General features: G+C 69.3%; 16 protein-coding genes and 2 pseudogenes. 11 read left to right on the plus strand and 7 right to left on the minus strand.

Annotated elements, in window-relative coordinates; genetic code table 11:
* On the minus strand, positions 1-789 hold a 789-nt coding region (locus tag CEK66_RS15780; protein ID WP_152237541.1), incomplete at its 3' end, for a 20S proteasome subunit A/B.
* Positions 790-885: 96 nt separating this feature from the next.
* Between CEK66_RS15780 and folK the strand changes: the two genes are divergently transcribed.
* A complete protein-coding gene (gene folK, locus CEK66_RS15785; protein WP_152237542.1) occupies positions 886-1,410 on the plus strand; it encodes a 2-amino-4-hydroxy-6-hydroxymethyldihydropteridine diphosphokinase in 525 nt (174 codons plus the stop codon).
* 118 nt (positions 1,411-1,528) lie between these two features.
* Here folK and CEK66_RS15790 read toward each other — a convergent pair whose 3' ends face one another.
* Positions 1,529-2,263 carry a pteridine reductase gene (locus CEK66_RS15790; protein WP_152237543.1) on the minus strand — a complete coding sequence of 245 codons (735 nt, stop codon included), beginning with the start codon at positions 2,261-2,263 and terminating at the stop codon, positions 1,529-1,531.
* Positions 2,264-2,317: 54 nt separating this feature from the next.
* Between CEK66_RS15790 and CEK66_RS15795 the strand changes: the two genes are divergently transcribed.
* The 3 genes and pseudogenes from CEK66_RS15795 to CEK66_RS15805 form a co-directional block, all read left to right on the plus strand.
* Positions 2,318-3,502, plus strand: a complete 1,185-nt coding sequence (locus tag CEK66_RS15795; protein ID WP_152237544.1) for an SAM-dependent methyltransferase — start codon at positions 2,318-2,320, stop codon at positions 3,500-3,502.
* Positions 3,502-3,897 carry a VanZ family protein gene (locus CEK66_RS15800; protein ID WP_152237545.1) on the plus strand — a complete coding sequence of 132 codons (396 nt, stop codon included), beginning with the start codon at positions 3,502-3,504 and terminating at the stop codon, positions 3,895-3,897. The genes CEK66_RS15795 and CEK66_RS15800 overlap by 1 nt, the downstream gene beginning before the upstream one ends.
* A 266-nt stretch (positions 3,898-4,163) precedes the next feature.
* Positions 4,164-4,769 (plus strand): annotated as a pseudogene (locus CEK66_RS15805) (expansin EXLX1 family cellulose-binding protein); the annotation flags it as partial.
* A gap of 106 nt (positions 4,770-4,875) precedes the next feature.
* Here CEK66_RS15805 and CEK66_RS15810 read toward each other — a convergent pair.
* Complete coding sequence (locus CEK66_RS15810; RefSeq protein ID WP_152237547.1) at positions 4,876-7,509, minus strand: TonB-dependent receptor; 2,634 nt, start codon at positions 7,507-7,509, stop codon at positions 4,876-4,878.
* 739 nt (positions 7,510-8,248) lie between these two features.
* Between CEK66_RS15810 and CEK66_RS15815 the strand changes: the two genes are divergently transcribed.
* The 6 genes from CEK66_RS15815 (at position 8,249) to CEK66_RS15840 (ending at position 14,569) form a co-directional block, all read left to right on the plus strand.
* A complete protein-coding gene (locus CEK66_RS15815; RefSeq protein WP_010343151.1) occupies positions 8,249-9,004 on the plus strand; it encodes a GntR family transcriptional regulator in 756 nt (251 codons plus the stop codon).
* Positions 9,005-9,040: 36 nt separating this feature from the next.
* Complete coding sequence (locus CEK66_RS15820; RefSeq protein WP_152237548.1) at positions 9,041-10,306, plus strand: sugar MFS transporter; 1,266 nt, start codon at positions 9,041-9,043, stop codon at positions 10,304-10,306.
* A gap of 37 nt (positions 10,307-10,343) precedes the next feature.
* Positions 10,344-11,411 (plus strand): LacI family DNA-binding transcriptional regulator, encoded by a 1,068-nt coding sequence (locus CEK66_RS15825; protein ID WP_010343153.1) that lies wholly within the window; start codon positions 10,344-10,346, stop codon positions 11,409-11,411.
* Between the two features lie 8 nt (positions 11,412-11,419).
* On the plus strand, positions 11,420-12,448 hold the full coding sequence (locus CEK66_RS15830) for an SIS domain-containing protein (RefSeq protein ID WP_152237549.1): 1,029 nt from the start codon (positions 11,420-11,422) through the stop codon (positions 12,446-12,448).
* Positions 12,448-13,593 carry an N-acetylglucosamine-6-phosphate deacetylase gene (gene nagA, locus CEK66_RS15835; protein ID WP_152237550.1) on the plus strand — a complete coding sequence of 382 codons (1,146 nt, stop codon included), beginning with the start codon at positions 12,448-12,450 and terminating at the stop codon, positions 13,591-13,593. Before CEK66_RS15830 ends, nagA begins: the two co-directional genes overlap by 1 nt.
* 103 nt (positions 13,594-13,696) lie before the next feature.
* The gene (locus CEK66_RS15840) at positions 13,697-14,569 is read left to right on the plus strand and encodes a hypothetical protein (RefSeq protein WP_152237551.1); all 873 of its coding nucleotides are present in this window, start codon (positions 13,697-13,699) and stop codon (positions 14,567-14,569) included.
* Positions 14,570-14,585: 16 nt separating this feature from the next.
* On the opposite strand, the gene CEK66_RS15845 is transcribed toward CEK66_RS15840, so the two are convergent.
* Positions 14,586-15,839: a multifunctional CCA addition/repair protein gene (locus tag CEK66_RS15845; protein WP_152237552.1), complete on the minus strand. Its 1,254-nt coding sequence runs from the start codon at positions 15,837-15,839 to the stop codon at positions 14,586-14,588.
* A gap of 131 nt (positions 15,840-15,970) precedes the next feature.
* Complete coding sequence (locus CEK66_RS15850; protein ID WP_152237553.1) at positions 15,971-17,938, minus strand: transglycosylase SLT domain-containing protein; 1,968 nt, start codon at positions 17,936-17,938, stop codon at positions 15,971-15,973.
* A gap of 696 nt (positions 17,939-18,634) precedes the next feature.
* On the opposite strand from CEK66_RS15850, the gene CEK66_RS15855 reads away from it, so the two are divergent.
* Positions 18,635-21,523, plus strand: a complete 2,889-nt coding sequence (locus CEK66_RS15855) for a TonB-dependent receptor (protein ID WP_017914885.1) — start codon at positions 18,635-18,637, stop codon at positions 21,521-21,523.
* 278 nt (positions 21,524-21,801) lie between these two features.
* Here CEK66_RS15855 and CEK66_RS15860 read toward each other — a convergent pair whose 3' ends face one another.
* Positions 21,802-22,569 carry an endonuclease/exonuclease/phosphatase family protein gene (locus CEK66_RS15860; RefSeq protein WP_152237554.1) on the minus strand — a complete coding sequence of 256 codons (768 nt, stop codon included), beginning with the start codon at positions 22,567-22,569 and terminating at the stop codon, positions 21,802-21,804.
* A gap of 25 nt (positions 22,570-22,594) precedes the next feature.
* Positions 22,595-23,188: pseudogene (locus CEK66_RS15865) on the minus strand (thiol:disulfide interchange protein DsbA/DsbL); the annotation flags it as partial.
* Positions 23,189-23,417 lie beyond the last annotated feature (229 nt).

Genomic DNA, 23,417 nt, shown 5'->3' on the forward strand with positions numbered 1-23,417 from the left:
GGGGGGCAGGGGCTGCAGGGCGTCGCGCGATTCGGTGTCGTGGTCGGCGGACAGGGCCGGTTCCCAGGGGAAGCGCGGCAGGGTGCGCACGGCGTTCTCCAGCTTGCGCGACCAGGTGTCGTGGATCTCGGCGTACAGCGGGGTGTCCGCTTCCAGGCGCATGCGCTCGGTCACCCGCAGGTCGTTGCGGCGGATCAGCGCCACATCGATCGGCATGCCCACCGACAGGTTGGAGCGGATGGTCGAGTCCAGCGACACCAGGGCGGTGCGCGCGGCGTCTTCCAGTTGCATCTCCGAGCGGATGATGCGGTCCAGGATCGGCTTGCCGTACTTGGATTCGCCGATCTGCAGGTACGGCGTTTCCGGCGAGGTGGCGATGGCGTTGCCGAGCGGATAGATCATGTACAGCCCGGGCCGTTCGCCGGCGATCTGCCCGCCCAGGATCAGCGTCGACTGCACGTTGATGCCGCTGTGCTGCGATTGCTCGGACAGCTTGACCTGGCTGGAGGCCAGTACGTCGCCGACGTATTCGGCGACCTCGAACAGGTGCCGGAAGGTGCGCAGGCTGCGCGGCGCGTCCGCATCGTCGGCGTCGCGCTGCAGGCGCGAAAGGGTCAGCTGCGTGGTCGCCAGGTTGCCGGCCGACATCAGCGCGAACACCGCCTGGCCCGGATACTCGAACACATGCAGCTTGCGGTGGACGCGGACGTCGTCCAGCGAGGCGTTGGTGCGGGTGTCAGCGGCGAAGACCAGGCCTTCGTCCACTTCGATGCCGACGCAATATGTCATGGCGCTGCCGAGAACCGGGTACGTCCCGATTCTATGGGGGCGGCTCGGGCTTGGCTAGCCGTTGACGCTCGCGGTCGCGGCATGCGCGAATAGCGCATGACCACCGTGCTTCTGAGCCTGGGCAGCAACCTGCGCCCGCATCACCACCTGGCCGCGGCGATCGCGGCGCTGCGCCGGCAGTTCGGTGCGGTCGCGGTGTCGCCGACCTATCGCACCGCGGCGGTCGGTTTCGACGGGCCGGCCTTCCTGAACAACGCGGTGGCGCTGCAGACCGACTGGGAGCTGGCGCCGCTGGACGACTGGCTGCATGCGCTGGAGGACGCGCACGGGCGCGACCGCAGCGGCCCGCGCTTCAGCGACCGCACCCTGGACATCGACGTGGTGTTCTACGGCGACCGCATCGTCGAAGGCCCCGGCCACCTGCGCATCCCGCGCCCCGAGCTGCGCCACGCCTTCGTGCTCAAGCCGCTGGCGGACATCGCCGCCGACTTCGTCGACCCGGTCACCGGCCAAACCCTGGGCGGGCTATGGCAGGCGCATGCCGAGCATGGCAAGGCGTTCGAGGTGGTCGAGTTGGATGATGAAGCCGGGAATGGGGAATCGGGATTGGGGAATCGGTAGAGCCGGCTGCCGGGCCGATCGTCGCGCTGTCATGGCGCGGCCTGGCGTAGCTCTCAGCAATGGCGGGAAAGAGGTCGCGCTTGCCGATTCCCCATTCCCTATTCCCGGTTCCCAGCCTTCAAGTCAGCCCGCGCCCCCCATCCACCCGCACGGTCTGCCCGGTGACGAAGCTGGCGTCGTCGAGCAGCCAGCGCACAGCCTCGGCGATTTCCTCGACCTGGCCGGTACGCGCCAGCGGGGTGCGTGCCAGCAGGGCTTGCTGCGAGGCGGCGTCCTTGCCGGCGTCGGGCCACAGGATCGCACCGGGGGCGATGGCGTTGACGCGGACCTGCGGTGCCAGTTCCAGCGCCAGCGAGCGGGTCAGCATCGCCAGGGCGGCCTTGGCTGCGCTGTACAGCGGATGCGCGCGCAGCGGCGTTTCCGCGTGTAGGTCGGTGAGGTTGACGATCGCGCCGCCGTGCTGGCGCAGTTGCGCGGCGGCGGCCTGCGCCAGGAACAGCGGCGCGCGCGCGTTGACCGCGAACAGGTCGTCCCATTGTGCCGGTGTGGCCTCGTGCAACGGCGTGGGATAGAAGTTAGAGGCGTTGTTGACCAGTGCGTCGAGGCGGCCGAAGCGCGCCACGCATTGCGCCACCAGGTCGGGTAGCTGCGCGGTGTCGCGCAGGTCGGCCTGCAGGGTCAGCGTGCTGCCGGCGCGCAGGGATTCCAGTTCCTGCGCCAGCGTCTGCAGTTCGGCCTGTGAGGTGTGCGCATGCAAGGCGACGTCATAGCCGGCTGCGTGCAGGCGTCGGGCGATGCCGGCGCCGATGCGCCGCGCGCTGCCGGTGATCAGGGCGACTTTGGTCTGGGTCATGTACGGGTTCCATGCTCGGCTATGCTGTGCATTGTCCACGCAATCGCGCAGCGCATGCCCACCGACCTTCCTTTGCCCGATGCCACCGCGCTGGCCCACAGCGAGCGCCTGGCCGCGCACATGCGCGCCGAGATCGCCGCCGCCGGCGGAGCCATTCCGTTCTCGCGCTTCATGGAGCTGGCGCTGTACGCGCCCGGCCTGGGCTACTACAGCGCCGGCAGCAGCAAGTTCGGCGAAGAGGGCGATTTCGTCACCGCGCCGGAACTGGGGCCGCTGTTCGCCGCCACCGTGTCCAATGCGCTGGCGCCGGTGCTGCAGCAACTCGGGCCGCAGGCGCGGATGCTGGAAGTGGGCGGCGGCAGCGGTGCGTTCGCCGAGGTCATGCTCAAGCGCCTGCTGGCGCTGGATGCGCTGCCAGAGCGCTATGCGATCCTGGAGCCCAGCGCCGACCTGCGCGAACGCCAACGCGAGCGCCTGGCGCGCGCGCTGATCCCGCCGGTGTTCGAGTTGGTGGAATGGCTGGACCGGCCGTTCGACGACGACTGGAACGGCGTGCTGTTCGCCAACGAGGTGATCGACGCCCTGCCGACGCCGCGCTTCGCGCTGCGCGATGGCGAGGTGTTCGAAGAGACCGTGACGCTGGATGGCGAGGGCCGCTTCCGCCGCGGCGAGCAGCCGGCCGATCCGCTGCTGGCGGCGGCGGTGCGGCACATCGAACGCTATCTGCAGGCGCCCTTCGCCGACGGCTACCGTTCCGAATTGCTGCCGCAGTTGCCGTACTGGATCCAGGCGGTGGCCGGCGGCCTGCGCAGCGGCGCGATGCTGTTCGTGGACTACGGCTATCCGCGCCGCGAGTTCTATCTGCCCGAGCGCGACGACGGCACCTTGCGTGCGTTCTACCGGCATCGCACGCATGCCGATCCGTACCGCTGGCCGGGCCTGCAGGACCTGACCGCGTCGGTGGACTTCACCGCGCTGGCCGAGGCCGGCACCGGGGCGGGCTTCGACCTGGCCGGTTACTGCAATCAGGCCAGCTTCCTGCTCGGCAACGGCCTGGACGCGCTGCTGGCCGAGGCCGAGGCGCGCAGCGACGCAGCCGCGCAACTGCGCCTGCGTCAGCAGGTGAAGCAGCTGACCCTGCCCAGCGAGATGGGCGAGCGTTTCCAGGTGATGGGCTTCGAGCGCGACGTGTCGCTGGCGCCGGCGTTCCTGTCCGGCGACCTGACCTGGCGGCTGTGATGGCGGTAGTGCGCGACTTCCGCTGGCCCTGGCTGTGGCTGGGGCTGTGGTGGCTGGGCATCGCGGTGCTGATCTACGTGTGCCTGATGCCGCACCCGCCGCAGTTGTCGGACCTGCCCGACACCGACAAGGTCGAGCACTTCATCGCCTACCTGGTGCTGGCCGCCGCGGCGGTGCAGGTCTATGCCGGACCACGCGCCTGGACCTGGGCCGCGCTGGGTCTGCTGGCGCTGGGCGTGGGCATCGAATTCGCGCAGGGCGCCTGGACCACCACGCGCTCGGCCGATCCGCTGGATGCCCTGGCCGACGCCCTGGGCGTGGCGGCCGGCATGGCCACCGCGGCCACGCCGTGGCGCGATCTGCTGTGGCGGCTGGAGCGCGGCAGCCGCCGTTGAGCGACGTGGCCGCGCGGTCTACGGCGTCGGCCAAGTTGTGGAATCCCAGGCCGCGCGCAAGGCGCGGCACGCGTACCGCGGCCTAGAGTGCCGGCGCCGGGCACCCCGCCCGGTCGCCGCGCGGCGACTCCGCGCGCCTGTGCAGGAGAACACGCATGCAAGCACGCTACTCCCCCCGTGCCGCGCGCGGCGCCGGCCTGTTCGCCGCGCTGTGCCTGGCCATCAGTGCCGCCGCACCCGTCAACGCTGCCTGGAACGATGTCTGCAGCGGCACCGCCACCTACACCAGTTCCGGCTATTCCGGCGGCGCGCTGCTGCTGGATCCCATCGACCCGACCGCCACGATCACCGCGCTGAACCCGACGCAGCTCAATGACGGCGGAATCCAGGCGGCGCTGGCCGGCGCCTATCTGCAGGTGCAGGGACCGCGCGGCACGGTCACCGTGTACGTCACCGACCTGTATCCGGAAGGCGCCGACTGCGGGCTGGACCTGTCGCCCAATGCCTTCGCTGCGATCGGCGACACCAGCGCCGGGCGCATCCCGATCCGCTGGCAGGTGGTGGCCGCGCCGGTCACCGGCAACGTCGTGTACCGGATCAAGGAAGGCAGCTCGCAGTACTGGGCGGCGATCCAGGTGCGCAACCACCGCTATCCGGTGGTGAAGTTCGAATACAGGAAGAACGGCGACTGGGTCAGCCTGCCGAAGACCGCGTACAACCATTTCGTCGGCGAGCAGATGGGCGCGCAACTGCTGGAGATCCGCCTCACCGACATCCGCGGCCAGGTGGTCACCGATACGCTCGGCGCGTTGCCCAGCCAGGGCGACAAGGGCGTGTACTTCGCCGACGGGCACGTGCAGTTCCCGCGCTGAGGCGTGCCCGTGCATGCGCCGGCGGTCGCGCGCCGGCGCTGCGTCCACTGGTCTGTGCGCACCTGCGCCGCGGCGATGATGCCGCAGCGCAGGTGAAGCCTCACGCTCAGAACTTGAAGTGCAGCGTCGCCATGTAGCGGCGGCCGTTGTGGTAGCGTCCGACCGGGTGGTCCTTGTCGCCCAGGTACTGCAGGTATTCCTCGTCCAGCAGGTTCTGTGCGTCCAGTTGCAGCGACCACTGCGCGTTGAACGGATAGCCCACGCTCGCGCCCAGGTCGGTGTAGGCGTCGACGCTGGCCGGCGCGGCGCCGGCGACGTAGCCGCCGGCCAGGTAGCTGTCGCGCCAGTTCAGGCTGATCCGCGCGTTCCACGGTCCCTTCTCGTAGTAGGGGCTGAAGGCGACGCTGTTGCGCGACTGGTAGGGCAGCGGGTTGCCGCTGTTGTTCTCGCCGCTGGCATAGGTGTAGTTGGCCGACAGGCCGAAGCCGCTGTCGCCGAACGGCTGCTGGTAGGCCAGGGTGAAGCCCTTGACCTTGCCGGTGCCGGCGTTGCGCGGGCGCTGGATGCTGTAGTCGCAGTAGCCGTCGGCGGTGCAGCCGTTGCTGCCGAGCATCTGCGCCCAGGTCTGCGGCGAAGTGTCGCGGATCGCGTTGTACTGGCGCTCGATGGTGGCCGAGGTGTCGATGTAGTTGTCGATCTTCTTGTAGAAGATGGACCACGCCACCACCGCCTGCGGCGCGAAGTAGTACTCGGCCGAGAGGTTGAAGTTCCACGATTCGTAGGGCGACAGCGCGGCATTGCCGCCGCTGCCGGTGAGCGTGGTGTCGTTGAGGAAGGTGTTGTTGACCATCTGGTTGTACGGCGCCCAGGCGATCACCTTGCCGGCACCGAAGCGGAACACCCAGTCGTTGTCGGTGTCGTAGGCCAGGTTCAACGACGGCAGCAGGAAGTGCTCGGTCTGCGTGCGGGTCCGCCACTTGCTGTCCAGATCCTGCAGGGTCGGCGTGCCGCTGTAGACGAAGCCGCTGCCTTCGGTCTTGGAGCGCACGTAGCGCAGGCCCAGGTTGCCGCGCAGGCCGGCGTTGGAGAAGTTCAGCTGCACGTAGCCGGCGTTGTTGGTCTGCTGCAGCGCCCAGGTGTTGTTGAGGTAGCTGGACGGGTCCGGATTGGCGTAGTCGACCGGGCTGTTGCGGATCCAGTCGATCACGTTGCCGCGCCCGGCCTGCACGTGCTGGCCGTGGTCGGGATAGAACCCGCGGATGTCGGTCAGGCCGATGGTGCCGATGTCGGCCAGGGTGGCCGGGGTGACGCCGCCGTACACGTTGAGCGCGAAGTCCTCGTCGTGCTTGCCCTGGCGCACGCCGACCAGCAACTGGTTGAACACGCCGTCGAACTGCAGGTCCAGATCGAGCTGGCCGTAGCGGTCCTTGCTCTGGGTGGAAAACACGCCGTTGTTGCCGATCCAGCCGCCGGCCGAGCCCCAGTTGGCCGGGTTGCGCGCGGCGGTGGGATCGTCGAAGCGGATGCCGCGGTCCAGATCCCAGCGGAAGCCGCCGTTGTAGAACGGCTCGATGAAGTACTGCGCCAGGTGGTCGTTGTCGGACTTGCTCTGGCCGACCTGGCCGCGCAAGGTCCAGCGTTCGCCGCGGTAGGCGCCGCGCAGGTCCAGGCCCTTGGTGGTCACCTGCGACTGGCGCACGTTGTTGTCGTAGATCACCGTGCCGCCGCCCGCATTGGCGTTGGCACTGGAATGGCCGCTGTTGACCACGCCGTTGCGCACGTCGCCCAGCGCGTCGACCGCGGCGACGGTGCCCGGGTTCCAGGTGAGGAAGCTGTACATCGACTGGTTGTAGTTGTCGAAGTCTTCCTTGATGTACAGGCCGCTGAGGTTGAACTCCAGCGCCTCGTTGGGCTTGAGCTGCAGATTCACCACTGCGCTGTCGCGCTTGCGGTCCTGCTGGAACCAGGCGGCGTTGATCGAGTTGGGCACGTCCGCATCGGCCGGCACGCCGGCGGCATTGGCGAAGCTGCCGGCCTTGGCGTAGCCGAACACTTCCAGGCCCTGGCGGTCCACGCGTTCCTCGTAATGCTGCGCGGACACCGCGACGCCGAAGGTCTCCTGCGGATTCTTCCAGCTGTACAGCAGCGAGGCGTTGGGCTTGCCCTCGCTGGCCTGCTGGCTGTAGCTGTAGCCGACCGAGCCGGCGATCTCGTTGGCCTTCAGGTCCAGCGGCTGGCGTGTATGCATCAGCACGGTGCCGCCGAGGCTGCCTTCGGTCAGCCGCGCCTCGGTGGACTTGACGATCTCCGCGCGGCCCAGGATCTGCGGCGACAGCAGGGTGTAGTCGAAGCCGCGGTTGGGCTGCTCGCCGTACAGCCAGATCGCCTGCGCCACCGGGTGGCCGTCCAGGAACGACAGGTTGAGGCTGGGATCGGTGCCGTCGATGCTGACCCGCTCGCCCTGGCCGAAGCGGCGGTCGATGGTGACGCCGGGAATCTGGGCGAACGCCTCGGCGACGTTGGTGCTGGGGAACTTGCCGATGTCCTCGGCGGTGATCGCCTCGGACACGGTGACGTTGTTGCGCTTGGTGTCCAGCGACTTCTCCAGGCTGGCGCGGATGCCGACCACCTGGACCGCGTCCAGATCGGTGGCGGCGGAATCGGCCTGCTGCGCCTGCGCGGCGAAGGCGAGGACGCTGGCGGCGATGGCGGCCGACAGGACGGACGGGCGGTGACGCATGATGTCTCTCCTCATCATTCATGGATGGGCGCCGTCGGCGTGACCGACGGTGCGGGACGGAGTTGCGTGCTGCCTGGCGGCGCGGACCGATGCCGATTCCCCTGGGTCCGCGGACGCCGTGTTTGTGCCGAATTCGTTGCGAAGCGTGCAGAACCTTTACGATCCGGTGACAACGATGTCAACGCGATGCCGCGGGGGTGGCCCGGTGGCGTGGCAAAACCGGGCCGTGGTGTCTGGGATTGCGCCGCGGCCTGTCGGGTCGCGTACCGGCCTTCACGTCGATGACTTGGGCCGATTTCCGGGGTTTTATCGCGATCCGGGCGGTCGCAGGGGCGGTGGTTCAGACCTCTGCCAGGCATCGCCGCGATTGGTCTTGTGGCTTGTAGACAAATTCGTGCCCGCCGGTGACAACGATGCGGTTTGCGGCGGTGCACCCAAGCCTGTCGAAGGGCGGATACCGGCACATGGCCCATCGGCATCGGCCATGACCGCCGTCTGGGCATGGGCGCCAGCGCTGGCGGGAATCGGCCGCTCGCTGCGCGCAGGGCGCGGCCCGAGGCCAGGGGGCTTGGGCGACTCGCCGCCGCGAATTTCGGGGTGACGCGCCACTGCGCTGTTGCCGTGGTCGGGCAGCGCTGTCGGTCCGGGGCCTGCGCCGCGTGCTGTGGCGCGACGTGCACGACCCGCCGATTGGTACTATATTGGACATAATGAATCCATGCGGACTGGAGAGCTCGCCATGACCAAGCCCAAGCCGCAGGCCGATCCACGCCTGCATGCGCTGGCCGTGGACCCGGACGCGCCGACGCCGCTGTACCTGCAACTGGCCAGCAAGCTGGTGGAGGCGATCAAGGGCGGGCAGTGGAAGCCGGGCGAGGCGTTGCCGGCCGAACGGCAGCTGTGCGAGTACCTGCAGGTGTCGCGGGTCACGCTGCGTCAGGCCGTGGATGCGCTGGTCGAACAAGGCCTGGTGTCGCGCCGGCAGGGCGCCGGCACTTTCGTCACCTCGCACATCCAGCACCAGCTCAGCGGCCTGGCCAGCTTCAGCGAAACCCTGCGCATGAAGGGCCTGGAGCCGGGCACGCGCTGGCTGGAGCGGCGTACGCGCCCGGCGCATGGCGAGGAGATCCTGCGCCTTGGCCTGTCCCCGGACACCGTCGTCGCGGCGCTGACCCGCCTGCGCAGCGCCGACGGCCGGGTGATGGCCTACGAGAAGGCGGTGCTGCCGCAGCACGTGGTGCCCGATCCGCACGCCATTGCCGATTCGCTCTACAGCTACCTGGACGAGCGCGGCACCCCGGTGGTGCGGGCGCTGCAATACTTCCGCGCCATCAACCTGCCGGCGCGGCTGGCCGGCCATCTCGGCATGAAGGAAGGCGAGGCGATCCTGCACGTGGTGCGGGTCGGCTACACCCGCGACGGCAGCGCGATCGAACTGACCGACACCTATTGCCACAACGACTACTACGACTTCGTCGCCGAACTGCGACGCTGACCGCCGATCCCCGCGCCCTCCCGGAGCACGCCGCCCATGACCACCGCACGGCCCGCCAGTCCCTACGCTTCCATCGCCATCGTCGGCCTGTTGTTCTTCATCATGGGCTTCTTTACCTGGATCAACGGGCCGTTGATCCTGTTCGCCAAGGTCGCCTTCAATGTCAGCGACACCTTCGCGTTCCTCATCCCGAGTGCGTTCTACATTTCCTACTTCTGCCTGGCATTGCCTTCTTCGTTCATCCTGAAGCTGACCGGGATGAAGAAGGGCCTGGCGCTGAGCCTGCTGATCATGGCGATCGGCGCCGCGATCTTCGGCCAGTTCACCAATGCCCGTTCCTACGTGGGCGCGGTGAGCGGCATCTTCATCATCGGCGGCGGCCTGGCCTTGCTGCAGACCGCGGTCAATCCGTACATCAGCATTCTCGGGCCGATCGACGGCGCGGCGCGCCGTATCGCGCTGATGGGCATCTGCAACAAGGTGGCGGGCGCGCTGGCCACCTATGGACTGGCGAAGGTGGTCCTGCACGGCATGGAGGATTTTTCGACGCAGATCGAACAGGTGCTGCCGGCGCAGAAGGAGCTGCTGTTGCAGGAGTTCGCTGGCCGCATCCATGGCCCTTACATGGCGATCGCCGGCATCCTGGCTGTGCTTTCCGTCGCCATCCTGTTTTCGCCCTTGCCCGAGATCAGCCCCGAGACGGCGAACGCGTCGGCCTCCGACGAGCGCAGCCGCGACAGCATCTTCGCGTTTCCGCACGTGTGGTTGGGCGCGTTGTGCATCTTCGTGTACGTCGGCGCCGAGGTGATGGCCGGCGATGCGATCGGCATCTACGGCAACAGCCTCGGCCTCTCGCTCGACTACGCGAAATATTTCACCATCGGCACCCTGGCCTGCATGCTGGCCGGCTACCTGCTCGGCCTGGTGCTGATCCCGAAGTACATCTCCCAGGAAAAGTACCTGTCCATTTCGGCCTGCCTCGGCATCGTGTTTTCGCTGTGCGCGATGGTGACCGGGGGCTATGTCTCGGTGGCGTTCGTGGCGGCGCTCGGATTCGCCAACGCCATCATGTGGCCGGCCATCTTCCCGCTGGCCATCAAGGGGCTGGGCAAGTTCACCGAAAAGGGCGCAGCGCTGTTGATCATGGGCATCGTGGGCGGCGCCGCGGTGCCGCAGCTGTTCGCCCATCTGAAGGAGTCCTTCGATTTCCAGGTGGTCTTCGCCGGCCTGATGATCGCCTGCTACCTGTACATCCTGTTCTTCGCGCTGCGCGGTCACCGCGTCGGCCAGGGCGCGCGGTGAGCTGACGCGCTTTTCTCCAACTCGGCAAACCTATCCAATGCGCAGACCCACCATCAAAGACGTCGCCGAACGGGCGCGGGTGTCGCTGAAGACCGTTTCGCGGGTCATCAACAACGAACCGTCGGTGATGCAGGCCACGCGCTCGCGCGTGCTGCACGCCATCGCCGAACTCGACTACGAGCCGGATCCGTCGGCGCGCAACCTGCGCAGCGGCACCCCGTTCGTGATCGGGCTGGTGTACGACAACCCCAACCCGTACCACATCATCGGCGTGCAGAACGGCGTGCTCGCCGCCTGCCGCGAGACCGGCTTCGGCCTGCAGATCCACCCCTGCGATTCCACCGCGCCGATGCTCGCCGAGGAACTGGCCGAGTGGACTCAGCGCTCGCGCCTGGCCGGGCTGGTGCTGACCGCGCCGATGTCTGAGCGTGCCGACCTGGTCGCGGCGCTGGCCGCGCGCGGGATCAAGACCGTGCGCATCATCGCCGCCACCGAGGATCCGCAGGACGGCCCGTGCGTCTACGTCGACGACCGCGACGCCGCCTACGAGATCACCGAGCACCTGATCCAGCTCGGCCACCAGCGCATCGGCTTCCTGTGGGGCGGCACCTCGCATCGCTCCAGCGGCGAGCGCTATGCCGGCTACGAGGCGGCGCTGAAGGACTACGGCATCACCCTGGACAAGCACCTGGTGATCCCCGGCGACTACACCTTCGACGACGGCTTCCGCGGCGCCCGCCGCCTGCTGGCGCTGCGCGAACCACCGACCGCGATCTTCGGCTCCAACGACGAGATCGCCGCCGGCGTGCTGGCCGCGGCCAAGTCGGCGGGCATGAACGTGCCCTACGACCTGTCCATCGCCGGCTTCGAGGACAGCCCGTTCTCGCGCCAGTCGTGGCCGCCGCTGACCACCGCCAAGCAGGCCACCGAAGACATCGCCCGCCACGCCGCGCGGCTGCTGATCAGCCAGTTGCGCAGCGATGCCTACGAAGACCATCCGGCGCCGGTGCACAACCAGGGCTTCGTGCCGCAACTGGTGGTGCGCGGCTCGACCGCGCCCATGCAGCCGCATTCCCGCCGTTCCTCCTCCCCAGACCCCACGTGACCCTGCCCATGGCGCTGCCCTCCGAAACCGAAACCCTGATGTTCCGCGAAGCCGCGGAAGCCGCCGCGGTCGTCGCCGCGCAGTTCGAACGCAACCAGGCCACCGTGAGCGCGCTCGCCGCGTCGTTGCGCGCCGCGCCGCCGCCGTTCGTGGTGACCTGTGCGCGCGGTAGTTCCGACCACGCCGCCACCTACGCCAAGTACCTGTTCGAGACCCAGCTCGGCGTGGTCACCGCCTCGGCCTCGCCGTCGGTGGGCTCGGTGTACGAAGCGCCGCTGCAGTTGCGCGGGGCGCTGTACCTGGTGATCTCGCAGTCGGGCAAGAGCCCGGACCTGCTGCGCAACGCGCAGGCCGCCAAGGACGCCGGCGCGCGCGTGGTGGCCCTGGTCAACGTCGAGGATTCGCCGCTGGCGCAGCTGGCCGACACGGTGATTCCGCTCGGCGCCGGCCCGGAGAAGAGCGTGGCCGCGACCAAGAGCTACCTGGCCTCGCTGGCGGCGATCCTGCAGCTCGGCGCGCACTGGAAGAACGACCCGGCGCTGCTGGGCGCACTGCAGGAATTGCCGCAGGCGCTGCGTGCGGCCTGGCAGGCCGACTGGCGCTCGCTCACCGACGGCCTGGTCGAGGCGCACAACCTGTTCGTGCTCGACCGCGGCCTGGGCCTGGCGGCGGCGCAGGAAGCGGCGCTGAAGTTCAAGGAGACCTGCGGCCTGCACGCCGAGGCCTACAGCTCGGCGGAAGTGAAGCACGGGCCGATGGCCCTGGTCGGCCCGGGTTTCCCGGTGCTGGCCTTCGACCAGCCGGACGAAGCCGGCGAGGGCACCCGGCGCCTGGCCGAGGAGTTCCGCGGCCGCGGCGCGCAGGTGTGGCTGGCCAGCGCCGGCGGCGACCTGCCGCTGGTCGCCGCGCCGCACCCGGCGTGCGCGCCGCTGCTGGCGATCCAGAGCTTCTACCGCGCGATCAACGCCCTGGCGCTGCGCCGTGGCTACAACCCGGACCTGCCGCCGCATCTGAACAAAGTGACGGAGACCGTCTGATGACCACGGTGGCGCTGCGCAACGCGCGCGTGCTCGGCGAGGACGGATTCCTCGACGGCGTCAGCGTGCTGCTGGAGGGCGGGCGCATCCTCGCCCTGCTCGACGACGCCGATCCGCGCGTGGCGGCAGCGCCGGTGCAGCACGACCTGGGCGGCGGCAGCCTGCTGCCGGGCTTCATCGACCTGCAGGTCAATGGCGGCGGCGGCGTGCTGTTCAACAACCGCACCGACGTCGAGGCGCTGCGCCGCATCGGCCAGGGCCATCGCCGCTACGGCACCACCGGCTACCTGCCGACGCTGATCAGCGACGACGTGGAGGTGATGCGCGCGGCGATCGCCGCCACCCGCCAGGCCATCGCCGAGGGGGTGCCGGGCGTGCTCGGCATCCACCTGGAAGGGCCGTACCTGGCGCCGGCGCGCAAGGGCACCCACAACGCCGACAAGTTCCGCGTGCCCGACGCCGACGAACTGGCCATGGTCACTTCGCTGGACAACGGCGTCACCCTGATCACCCTGGCACCGGAACGCGTGCCGGCGGCCAGCATCCGCACCTTGGCCGCGGCCGGTGCGCGCGTGTTCGCCGGCCACACCGCCGCCAGCTACGAAGAGACCCGTGCCGGGCTGGACGCCGGCATCTGCGGCTTCACCCATCTGTACAACGCCATGACCCCGTTGCAGGGACGCGATCCCGGCGTGGTCGGCGCCGCACTCGAAGACCGCAACGCCTGGTGCGGGGTGATCGTCGACGGTGTGCACGTGCATCCGGCCAGCCTGCGCGTGGCGCTGGCGGCCAAGCCGCGCGGCACCGTGTTCCTGGTCACCGATGCGATGCCGATGGTCGGCGCCGACAGCCCCGCGTTCGACCTGTACGGCGAAACCATCACCGCCATCGACGGCGTGGTGCGCAACGCCGCCGGCGCCCTGGCCGGCTCGGCGCTGGACATGGCCAGCGCGGTGCGCAACAGCGTGCAGTGGCTGGGCGTGCCGCTGGAAGAAGCCGCGCGCATGGCCTCGCTGTACCCGGCGCAGTGCGTGGGCCTGGACCACCGCTACGGCCACATCGCGCCCGGCTACCAGGCCGACCTGGTGCTGCTGGACGATGCGTTGCAGGTCCGTCATACCTGGATCGCGGGCGCGATGGAGTAGGCGGCGGCGCTCCGGCTGCGCGCGCGGTCGGCTGGTCGGGACCGCGCGCGTGCTGCCGTGCGCGTTGTACAGTGGTGGTCGCTGACAACGCAGGCGGTGATGCATGGAACCGAGCCGCTATCTCGACGAGCCGATGGACGCGGCCTGCCTCTTCACCGGGATCTCGGTGTCAGGCGCCGGCGAGCATGTGATTCCGCGCTGGCTGGCGCAACGCCATCAAGCTGCGGGCCGGGTGTTGCTTGGCGATGCCGGCAGCTTCGCCAGGCTCTGCGATTTCAAGGCGCCTGCCGATCCGCAGGCCAACGCCCAGTTCGGACGGCTGGAACAGCGCCTGTCGGAGGACTGGTCCGCGGTCGCGGACGATGAAGCGCATCTGTGGTTGATGAAGCTGTCGGTGGGAATGATGTTGCTGCACCGGCGATTTGCCGAAAATTCCCGGCATCCGGCCGCACCTGCCGGGTTCAACCCGCATGTCGCCGGCGTGCTCCTGAAGGCGTTTCGTGCCGGTTTCGCGGCGTGGAAGAACGGCGCCTATGTCAGGGAAGGAAGCCTCGTGCGGTTGCCATGGCAGAGCGGTCGGCTCGTGATCGCGCATCTGTTCGGGGCCAGCGAGATGGGCCTGCCCGAGGAAAATGGGCGTGCCATGTACATGTTCGCCCCCTATGGCCTGATGGCGGTCGGGCAACCTGGGGTCGGCATGTTGGTCGCCACCTTCTTCGAGCCCTTGCGAGATTTCGAGAAGCGCCTGGCGGCGGCCAGCGCCATCCCCGCGGATGTCTCCGATCTGGCGTGTCGTGCAGCGTTGTCCCGCGCGTTCGCCACCGCGGTGCTGGGTCCGCTGATCGCGCGCTTGAGCGGCACCGCCGTCGATGACGCTGAGGTACTCGCGCTTGCCGCCAAGGGCCTGCGGGTGGAGTTCGCCGACCCGGCCGCGATCGATTCGGGATTCCGCGAGCTGCGGGCGCACGAACCTTGATGGTGGCAGCAGAACATTAGCCCGCGTGCTCTCCCGACCGCGTTGCCGACGGCCGCGCCGCGGCGATCGCCGCGATCCGCGCCTTGGCCAGCGCCTCGCCGATCTGCGGGCCGCTCAGGCCCTGCGCCGCCAGGTCGCGCGCGTTCACCGCCAGCGCCGCCGCATGCAGATGCTGCAGCGTGCGGCCCTGCGGGTAATCGGCGTCCTCGCTGCCGAGACGGCCGCGCTTGTCGGCCTCGCACACCGTGGCCAACTGCGCGACGCGCTCGGGCTTGCGGAATCCGTCGCAGCGCTGCAGCAGTTCGTGCACGGTGCGGTCGCGCAATTCGGCCAGGCGATGCACGTTCAGATGCTCGCGGCAGGCGATCTCGGCCAGTTGCCGGTGCTCCTGCGGCACCTTGAGGCGTTCGCACAGCGTGCGCAGCGGCGCCAGGCCGCGTTGCTCGTGCATCAGGTGGCGCGGCCATTCCTCCGGCGGCGTCAGTGCCTTGCCCAGGTCGTGGGTCAGCGCGGCGAAGCCGATCAGTGCGTCGCCCGGCGCCAGCCGCGCGGCCATGTCGCTGACCAGCTCCTGATGGCGCCCGGTGTCGACCTCGGGGTGGTACTCGGCGCGTTGCGGCACCCCGTACAGCGCGTTCAGCTCCGGCAGCACCCAGCGCAGCGCGTCGGCCTCGCGCAGCGTGCGCAGGAACGCCGAGGGCTGCGCCGAGGCCAGGCTGCGCCGCAGTTCCTGCCAGACACGTTCGGGCACCAGCGTTTCCAGTTCGCCGCCGGCGGCCATCGTGCGCATCAGGTCCATGGTCTCGGGCGCGACGACGAATCCCAGCGGCGCCAGCCGCGCCATGAACCGCGCCGCGCGCAGCACGCGCAGCGGATCCTCGGCGAAGGCCGGGCCGACATGGCGCAGCACCCGTTGCTCGAGATCGCGCGCGCCGCCATAGGGGTCGACCAGACGCCCATCGGCCTCGTCGCGGGCGATGGCGTTGATGGTGAAGTCGCGCCGCTGCAGATCCTCTTCCAGCGTCACCGACGGATCGGCCTGCACCACGAAGCCGTGATAGCCGCGACCGGCCTTGCGCTCGGTGCGCGCCAGCGCGTACTCCTCGCCGCTGCGCGGATGCAGGAACACCGGGAAATCGCGGCCCACCTGCTTGTAGCCCAGCTCCAGCATCTGCTGCGCGCTGGCGCCGACCACCACCCAGTCGCGGTCGCCGGGCGGTTGACCGAGCAAGGCGTCGCGGACGGCGCCGCCGACGAGGTAGATGTTCATTGGGGGCTGGGAATGGGGAGTCGGGAATCGGGAATGGTAAAAGCAGATTCCCTTCGCCTGATGTTGCGCTGGCGTGTTGACCCAATGTTCGACGCGGTTGCGCGCGGTGCGCCGTTGCGATTCCCCATTCCCTATTCCCCATTCCCGGCGGCCGCACCAGCGGCCGCGCACACGAACTTCTTCCGCGGTGCGTCCAGCTTGCCGAGCATGCGTTCGGTGACCGGCAGGGCGTCGCCGTTGAGGCGCCAGTCGTAGATCACGCTGAAGGCCAGGATGCGCGCCACGTACTCGCGGGTTTCCTTGTAGCTGACCGTCTCGATCCAGAAATCGGCATCGTGGCCCGGGCGCTGGCTCTGCCAGCGCGCGGCCGGGCCGGGGCCGGCGTTGTAGGCGGCGATGGTCAGGTAGGGCAGGCCGTAGGTGTTGAGCAACTGGCGCAGGTAGGCGGTGCCGATGGCGATGTTGGTGTCCGGGTCGTACAGGCTGGCGGCGCCGCCGTAGCCGGCCAGGCCGAGGTTGCGGGCAACGCTGGCGCCGGTGGCCGGCACCACCTGCATCAGGCCCATCGCATTGGCCGGCGAGCGGGCGTTGGGGTTGAACACGCTCTCGGCGCGGATTTCGGCTGCGACCCAGGCCGGGTCGATCGCGTTCTTGCCGGCTTCGCGGCGGATGGTCTCGGCGTGGTGCAACGGGAAGCGCAGCGTGTACAGGCGCTGTTCCTCCGGGCGCTTGCCGAGCCCGAACACCGCGCGGTCGAACCAACCGTTGTTGCTGGCCACTTCCACCGCCAGGCGCCGCTGGGTGTCGTCGAAACGGCTCAGCGCATCGTTCCACTCGGCCACGGCCCAGCCGGCGCGGTCGATCTTGAACAGCTCGAGCGCGCGGACCAGCGACGGATCGCGTGCCACCGCCGCCTGCGCCTGCGCGCTGTCGTTCGGTTCCCACGGGCACAGCGCGTACGGCTGCTTGAGCCGGTCGGCGGCCAGGAAACCGTGGAAGGTGGCGGAGCTGGCCGCCGCGCGGTACAGCCGCTGCGCCTCGCTGGCATTGCCTGTCTTCTCCGCCAGCCGCGCCTCGAAGTACTGCCAGCGCGAATCGTTGCGCTGCGCCGGCGGCATCTTGCGGATCGCGGCCAATGCCGCCGGCCAGTCGCCGCGCGCCATCGCCTCGCGCGCGCGCCACTCGTGCAGGCGTTCGTCGTACGCAGACTCGGGCACCGCGTTGAGCCGGCGCGCCGAATCCGGCCCGTACGAGGCCACCGTCCACAGCGCGATCTGGTACAACACCGCGCCGCGCTGCGCCTCGCTGAACTGCAGTGCCTGTGCGAACTGCGGCAGTTGCCGCTCGGCGGCGTCCGGATCGGTCTTGGCCAGCTTCGCCAGCCCGTCCACCGCCACCTTGCGGCTGCGCTCGGTCTTGGGCCAGGTCAGCGCACGGGTGTGCACTGCGTCCAGGAACGCCGCGTAGTCGTTGGCCAGGGCCAGGTCGGCCGCGGGCAGGCCGCGTGCGGCGGCGCGCATCACCGCCGGCTGCTGTGCGTCGGCGGCCGCTTCCACGCGCGCCCAGCGCAGCGCATCGGTCATGCCGCCGCGCGCCTGCAGGACTGCGAACACCGGATCGCAGGCGTCGGGCAGCGACTTGCCGGCGTTGCGCCACAGCGCCTGCGCTTCGTCCACCCACTGCGCGTCGGCGCGGCCGGTGGCCTGGCGCGCATTGAGCTGGGCGCAGCGCAGGCCGAGGTTCTCGGTGGGTTTCCAGTTCGCCAGCAGCGCCGGCCAGTCCTCGCGCCGCGCCAGCGCCGGCAGCCACAGCGCACGGAAGCTCTCGGCCACCGGCTGCCCGGCGTAGCGCTTGAGGAAGTCCTGCGCCTGCGCATCGGACACCTTGTCGATGTTGCGGCGCAGGTTGGCGTACTCCAGCCAGCCGTACAGCGGATGCTGCTTGAACGCGGCCGCGCGGACCGGATCGAACCGGCCCTGCTCGGCATCGTCGATCGCCGAGCGGATCGCCGGGCGCTGGGCATCCAGTGACTGGGCGAGGGCGGAAACGGGGCCGCACAACGCGGCGGCGAGCAGCAGGAGAGACGTGCGCAGGATCATGCGCGGGACTATACCGAACGCGGATGAATCGCCGTTTCAACTGGCGATGGTGGCGCTGTCGTCGCTTTGGCCGGCGTGGTTGTGACGATGGGTGGCCGCGCCGTCCAGGTTGGGTGGCGAGTGTGCTGGATGCAGCGATGCCAATGTGCCGACGGGTGGAGTCACAACACGTCGTGTCAACGCGCTGCCCCGCAGCGTTCGCAGATCGGGATCGCACGCTGGGCCGGCATCCGGGGGGCGGGCATGGGCGGATGAGGTGCAGGTGCAGCTTCGTACGTCTGAAGTCCGCGAGTCGCTTCGCGCCGTACCCTCACCCCAACCCCTCTCCCGGTGGGAGAGGGGCTCGGCTTCTCCCTTCTCCCATTGGGACCATGGCCCCCTTTTCGGGGGAAGGTGCCCCGCAGGGGCGGATGAGGGTACGGGCGAAGCCTCTGATCGCAAGATCGGTGCGGGCGCTTCGCGCTCCGTACCCTCACCCCAACCCCTCTCCCGAGGGGAGAGGGGCTTGAGCGTTGCGCTGCTTGACGATGTCTTGCGCATCCGGTGTCTACCAGATCGACCAGTCGTCGCGATGGCCCGCGCTTTGCCCGCCGGACGCTTGCAGGCCGTTTACGATTTGTTTACAAAGAATTCCACGCCGTCGCGGTGCAGGGGGTCGCAGCGGCCGACCCACATCCTTTCTGGAGAGAGAGACGGATGAATTTCCTGCACCGCCATCCTTTGGTCTTCGCGGTATCCATGGTCCTGCTCGGCGGCGTCCCCGCCATCGCCGGCGCCCAGCAACAGACGCCCCCGGCCGCCCCCGGCACGGCCACCACCCTGGACAGCGTGCAGGTCACCGGCACCCGCATCCGTCGTGCCGAAGTGGAGGGCCAGGTGCCGGTGCAGACCCTGAGCCGCGCCGACATCGAACGCACCGGCCTGACCTCCATCGGCGATGTGCTGCAGGAACTCACCGCCTCCGGTTCGGCCTTGAACGCCAAGTTCAATTCCTCCGGCAATTTCGGCTTCCCGCCGGACGGCAGCGGCGTCGGTGCCGGTTCGGCGCAGGTGGATCTGCGCCACCTGGGCGCCAAGCGCGTGCTGGTGCTGGTCGACGGCATGCGCTGGGTCAACGAGTCCTCGGCCTCGGGCGTGGGCGCGGCCACCGATCTCAACACCATCCCGCTGGCCATCGTCGAGCGCGTCGAGGTGCTGGAAGACGGCGCCTCCTCGCTGTACGGCTCCGATGCCATCGCCGGCGTGGTCAACATCATCACCCGGCGCAATTTCGAAGGCGGCCAGGTCACCCTGAACTACGGCGAGTACGACAAGGGCGACGGCGCCAGCAAGGGCGTGGACCTGGCCTGGGGCCACAGCACCGAGCGCACCAGCCTGTTCCTCGGCGCCAGCTACACCAAGCAGGATCCGATCTACGCGCGCGACCGTGCGCAGTCGCTGTATCCGATTCCCGGCACCGGCCTGAGCTTCGGCAGTTCGGCCACCCCGGACGGGCGTTTCATCTTCGTCGACCCCAACACCGGCGCCGAGCAGAACCTGACCCCGAACAGCGGTGCGCGCACGCCGCGTTACGACGGCACCGGCGGCTGCACCCGCAGCGACGACTACCACTGCTTCACCACCGCCGACCGCTACAACTTCGCCGCGTCCAACCTGCTGCTGACCCCGTCCGAGCGCAAGGGCGTGTTCGGCCAGTTCCGCTTCTTCTTCAACGACGACGTGCAGTGGTACCTGAAGCTGCTCGGCAACCGCCGCGAGTCGACCAACCAGGCCGCACCGGAACCGATCTTCCTCGGCCCCGACGCCGGCACCGGCAATCCGCTGGCCGACAACATCGTCATCTCCGCCGCCAACCCGTACAACCCGTTCGGCTTCGCGCTGGATTCGGGCAGCAACCTGATCATGATCGGGCGCCGCCCGGTGGAAGGCGGTGCGCGCGTGTTCGAGCAGCGCGTGGACACCCAGTACGTCGGCACCGGCTTCATCGGCAGCTTCGAGGGCGCCGACCGCACCTGGTTCTGGGACGTCAACGGCGCCTACAGCAAGAACAAGGCCGAGCAGACCAACTACGGCAGCTACAACATCTACAACATCAACCTGGCGCTGGGCGATCCGGCGGCGTGCGCGGCGGTGGCCGGCTGCGTGCCGCTGAACATCTTCGGCGGCGCCGGCAGCATCACCCCGGACATGCTGCGCTGGATCCAGCCGGTGGTGCATGATCGCAGCCAGAACGAGCTGACCCAGTTCACCGCCAACCTCAGCAGTGACCTGTTCCGGCTGCCGGCCGGCGCGGTGTCCTTCGCCACCGGCGTGGAATACCGCAAGTACGAGGGCTTCTACCGCCCCGATCCGCTGACCGTGATCGGCCACTACAACGGCGTGCCGTCGCTGCCGACCCAGGGCAGCTACGACGTCAAGGAGGCCTACCTCGAACTGAGCGTGCCGATCTTCGCCGACTCGCCGCTGGGCGACAAACTGGACCTGAGCCTGGCCGGCCGTTATTCCGACTACTCCACCTTCGGCGGCAAGTTCACCCCGAAGTACGGCCTGCGCTGGCAGGTGGCGCCGGACTTCGTGCTGCGCGCCAGCTATGCCGAAGGCTTCCGCGCGCCCAGCATCGGCGAACTGTACGGCTCGGCCGCGCGCGCCGACCTGACCCTGTCCGACCCGTGCTCGATCGGCCTGGGCGGCACCGCGCCGCGCGGCAGCGCCAGCAACTGCGCCACGCTCGGCGTGCCGGCCGGCTACCAGCAGGCCAACTCGCAGATCTCGGTGACCACCGGCGGCAACCGCGCGCTGGAGCCGGAGAAGGCGCGCAGCTTCAGCGCCGGCTTCGTGTGGAGCCCGTGGTTCGCCAGCAACGTGCCGTGGTCGGACCGCTTCGACGTGGAGGTGACCTTCTACCGCCACGACATCGACGGCGCGATCCAGGCGATCAACGCGCAGACCCAGCTCGACCTGTGCGTGGACACGCTGTCGCCGACCTACTGCAACGGCATCACCCGCGCCTCCACCGGCGGCATCAACGGCTTCAACAACCGCCTGACCAACCTCGGCTCGATCAAGACCGACGGCTGGGACGTGGACCTGTTCTGGAACTCGCCGGAGACCGCGGCGGGCCGCTTCAAGATCGGCTGGCAGAACACCTTCGTCACCCGTTACGTCGCCACCGGCGCGGCCGGCCAGGTGCAGCCGCAGCGCCCGGGCGTGGAGGTGGTGGACAGCTCGATTCCCGAGTGGACCAGCAACCTGAGCCTGGACTGGTCGCGCGGGCGCTGGAACGCGTCGTGGACGCTGCGGCACATCTCCGAGCTGACCGAGCAATGCGGCGACGCGGTCGCGTTCCCGGTGTGCAGCAATCCTGTCGCCGGCACCAACACGCTGGACGCGATCACCTACCACGACCTGCAGGTCGGCTACCGCTTCGACTGGCTCAAGGGCCTGACCCTCAGCGGCGGCGTCAACAACGTCTTCGACAAGGATCCGCCGATCTGCCTGTCGTGTTCGCTCAACGGCTACGACGCCTCCACCTACGGCATTCCCGGTGGGCGTTACCTGTATGTGCGGGCGGATCTGAAGTTCTAGTCGCGACCTGTGCGTGAAAGACCTAGCGGGAGCGCGCGCGTGCTCTCGCAGGGTGTTGCCGATGCGGTGGGTAGAGAACAAGCCTTGATGCGGCTTGATTGCGGTGGCAGCAGGTTCGAGGTGCCTTTCTCGCGACGCACTTTCGCAAATGCGTCGCGGCTGAAGCCGTTTGCGTCTCGCTCGTGAAGTCGCTGAGCGCAGGGTCTGCCGAGCACGTCTGGCGCGTCGCGTCGGGGCTGAAGCCCCTCCCACATGAGATGCCGGTGTGGCGCTTTGTCTCAGCGCAGCAAGTGTTGGGGCACTTCGATTTCGGTGGCCACGGCGAGATGGTCGGAAAAGGCGGCGGGCACCGCACGCTGCGCGTTGCAGCGCAGGCCGTCGCTGACCAGGATGTGGTCGATGGCGCGCTGCGGGCGCCAGCTGGGGAAGGTCGGCACCACGCAGCCCGGCGGTTGCAGCCGCGTGCGCTGGTACAGGAACTGCATTTCCGGGCGGTCGGCGACGCAGTTGAAGTCGCCCATCAACACCACGTTGGGATGATCGGACAGCAACTCGGCGATGAAGGCCAACTGCGCCGCGCGCGAGTTGGCGCCCAGCGACAGATGCGCCACCGCCACCGCCAGGCCTTCGGCGCCGTTGCCGAACTTGGCCAGCAGCACGCCGCGCCCGCCAAGCCGGCCGGGCAGGGCGTGGTCCTGGACTTCCACCGGCTCCAGCCGGCTGAGCAGGCCGTTGGCGCTGGAGGCCACGCCGCCCACGCGTCGGTTCGGCTGGTGGCTCCAGTAGTTGAAGCCGGCGCGCTCGGCCAGGTAGTGGGTCTGGTTGGTGAAGCCCGAGCGCAGGCTGCCGGGGTCGGCCTCCTGCAGGCCGACGATGTCGTGGTCGCTGGCCAACTGCGCGATCGCGTCCAGGCTGCTGCGCTTGCGCCCGGCCGGCAGCGCGTGCGACCAGCTGCGGGTCACGTAGTCGCTGTAGCGGCGCGTGCTGGAACCGGCCTGAATGTTGGCGGTCAGCACGCGCAGGGTGCGGGTGGCGGGAGCGGTCACGGCGGTGCGGCCCGGGGCGGACGGCTTACTTGGCCATCGCCGCGCGCTCGCGCGCGATCAGGTGATCGGCCACGCGCAGCATGTCGTCGTAGCTCTTGCCCTTGACCAGGTACTTGCCGTTGATGATCAGCGACGGCGTGCCGGTGATGCCGCTACGGGTGGCGAACTGCTTGGCGCGGTTGGTCTTGGTGGCCACCGCGAAGCTGCCCATGGTGTCGGCGAACTGCTTCGGGTCCACGCCGTACTTGGCGTAGAAGTTGGCGATGTCCTGCACCGAGTCGCGGCCACGCTCGCCCTTCAGGGTCTCGTCGACGTGGATCGCCTTGTACAGCGCATCGTGGGTCTTCTCCTGCACGCCCAGCGCCTCGGCGGCGTAGAACGCGCGGGCGTAGTCGTCCCAGGTACCGCCGAACATCGCCGGCACATAGACGAAGCGCACGTCCGACGGCAGGCCGGCCTTCCACGGGCCGATCAGCGGCTGGAAGCGCGCGCAGGCCGGGCAGACGTAGCCGAAGATCTCGGCCACCTCGATCTTGCCGTTGGTCGGCTGGAACGGCTGGCCGCCGGCGATGTCGACGTAGTCGGTGCCGGCGACCGGCTCCGGACCGTTCGGGGTCCTGGCGGCGACCGGCTTGGCCGCGGCGTTGTCGCCTTCCGTGGCGGCAGGCTGTGCAGCGGCATCGGCGGTGGGGGGCGCGGGGGGGGGCGGCGCCTCGGGGGGGGGGCGGGGGGGCTGGCTTGCCGGGGGGGGGGGGGGGGGCCGGGGGGGGGGGGGGGCGGGGGGGGGGGGGGGGGGGGGCGGGCGGGGCGGCCGAGGGCTTGCTGGCCCCCGGAACGCGGGGCAGGGG

It is taken from the genome of Xanthomonas sp. LMG 12460 (assembly GCF_009192895.1).
Taxonomy (GTDB): Bacteria; Pseudomonadota; Gammaproteobacteria; order Xanthomonadales; family Xanthomonadaceae; genus Xanthomonas_A; species Xanthomonas_A sontii.

Bases quoted from the DNA above. Each gene is read 5' to 3' on its own strand.
- folK (WP_152237542.1), top strand. From the start codon at position 886: ATGACCACCGTGCTTCTGAGCCTGGGCAGCAACCTGCGCCCGCATCAC.
- CEK66_RS15790 (WP_152237543.1), bottom strand. From the start codon at position 2,263: ATGACCCAGACCAAAGTCGCCCTGATCACCGGCAGCGCGCGGCGCATC.
- CEK66_RS15795 (WP_152237544.1), top strand. From the start codon at position 2,318: ATGCCCACCGACCTTCCTTTGCCCGATGCCACCGCGCTGGCCCACAGC.
- CEK66_RS15800 (WP_152237545.1), top strand. From the start codon at position 3,502: ATGGCGGTAGTGCGCGACTTCCGCTGGCCCTGGCTGTGGCTGGGGCTG.
- CEK66_RS15810 (WP_152237547.1), bottom strand. From the start codon at position 7,509: ATGCGTCACCGCCCGTCCGTCCTGTCGGCCGCCATCGCCGCCAGCGTC.
- CEK66_RS15815 (WP_010343151.1), top strand. From the start codon at position 8,249: ATGACCAAGCCCAAGCCGCAGGCCGATCCACGCCTGCATGCGCTGGCC.
- CEK66_RS15820 (WP_152237548.1), top strand. From the start codon at position 9,041: ATGACCACCGCACGGCCCGCCAGTCCCTACGCTTCCATCGCCATCGTC.
- CEK66_RS15825 (WP_010343153.1), top strand. From the start codon at position 10,344: ATGCGCAGACCCACCATCAAAGACGTCGCCGAACGGGCGCGGGTGTCG.
- CEK66_RS15830 (WP_152237549.1), top strand. From the start codon at position 11,420: ATGGCGCTGCCCTCCGAAACCGAAACCCTGATGTTCCGCGAAGCCGCG.
- nagA (WP_152237550.1), top strand. From the start codon at position 12,448: ATGACCACGGTGGCGCTGCGCAACGCGCGCGTGCTCGGCGAGGACGGA.
- CEK66_RS15840 (WP_152237551.1), top strand. From the start codon at position 13,697: ATGGAACCGAGCCGCTATCTCGACGAGCCGATGGACGCGGCCTGCCTC.
- CEK66_RS15845 (WP_152237552.1), bottom strand. From the start codon at position 15,839: ATGAACATCTACCTCGTCGGCGGCGCCGTCCGCGACGCCTTGCTCGGT.
- CEK66_RS15850 (WP_152237553.1), bottom strand. From the start codon at position 17,938: ATGATCCTGCGCACGTCTCTCCTGCTGCTCGCCGCCGCGTTGTGCGGC.
- CEK66_RS15855 (WP_017914885.1), top strand. From the start codon at position 18,635: ATGAATTTCCTGCACCGCCATCCTTTGGTCTTCGCGGTATCCATGGTC.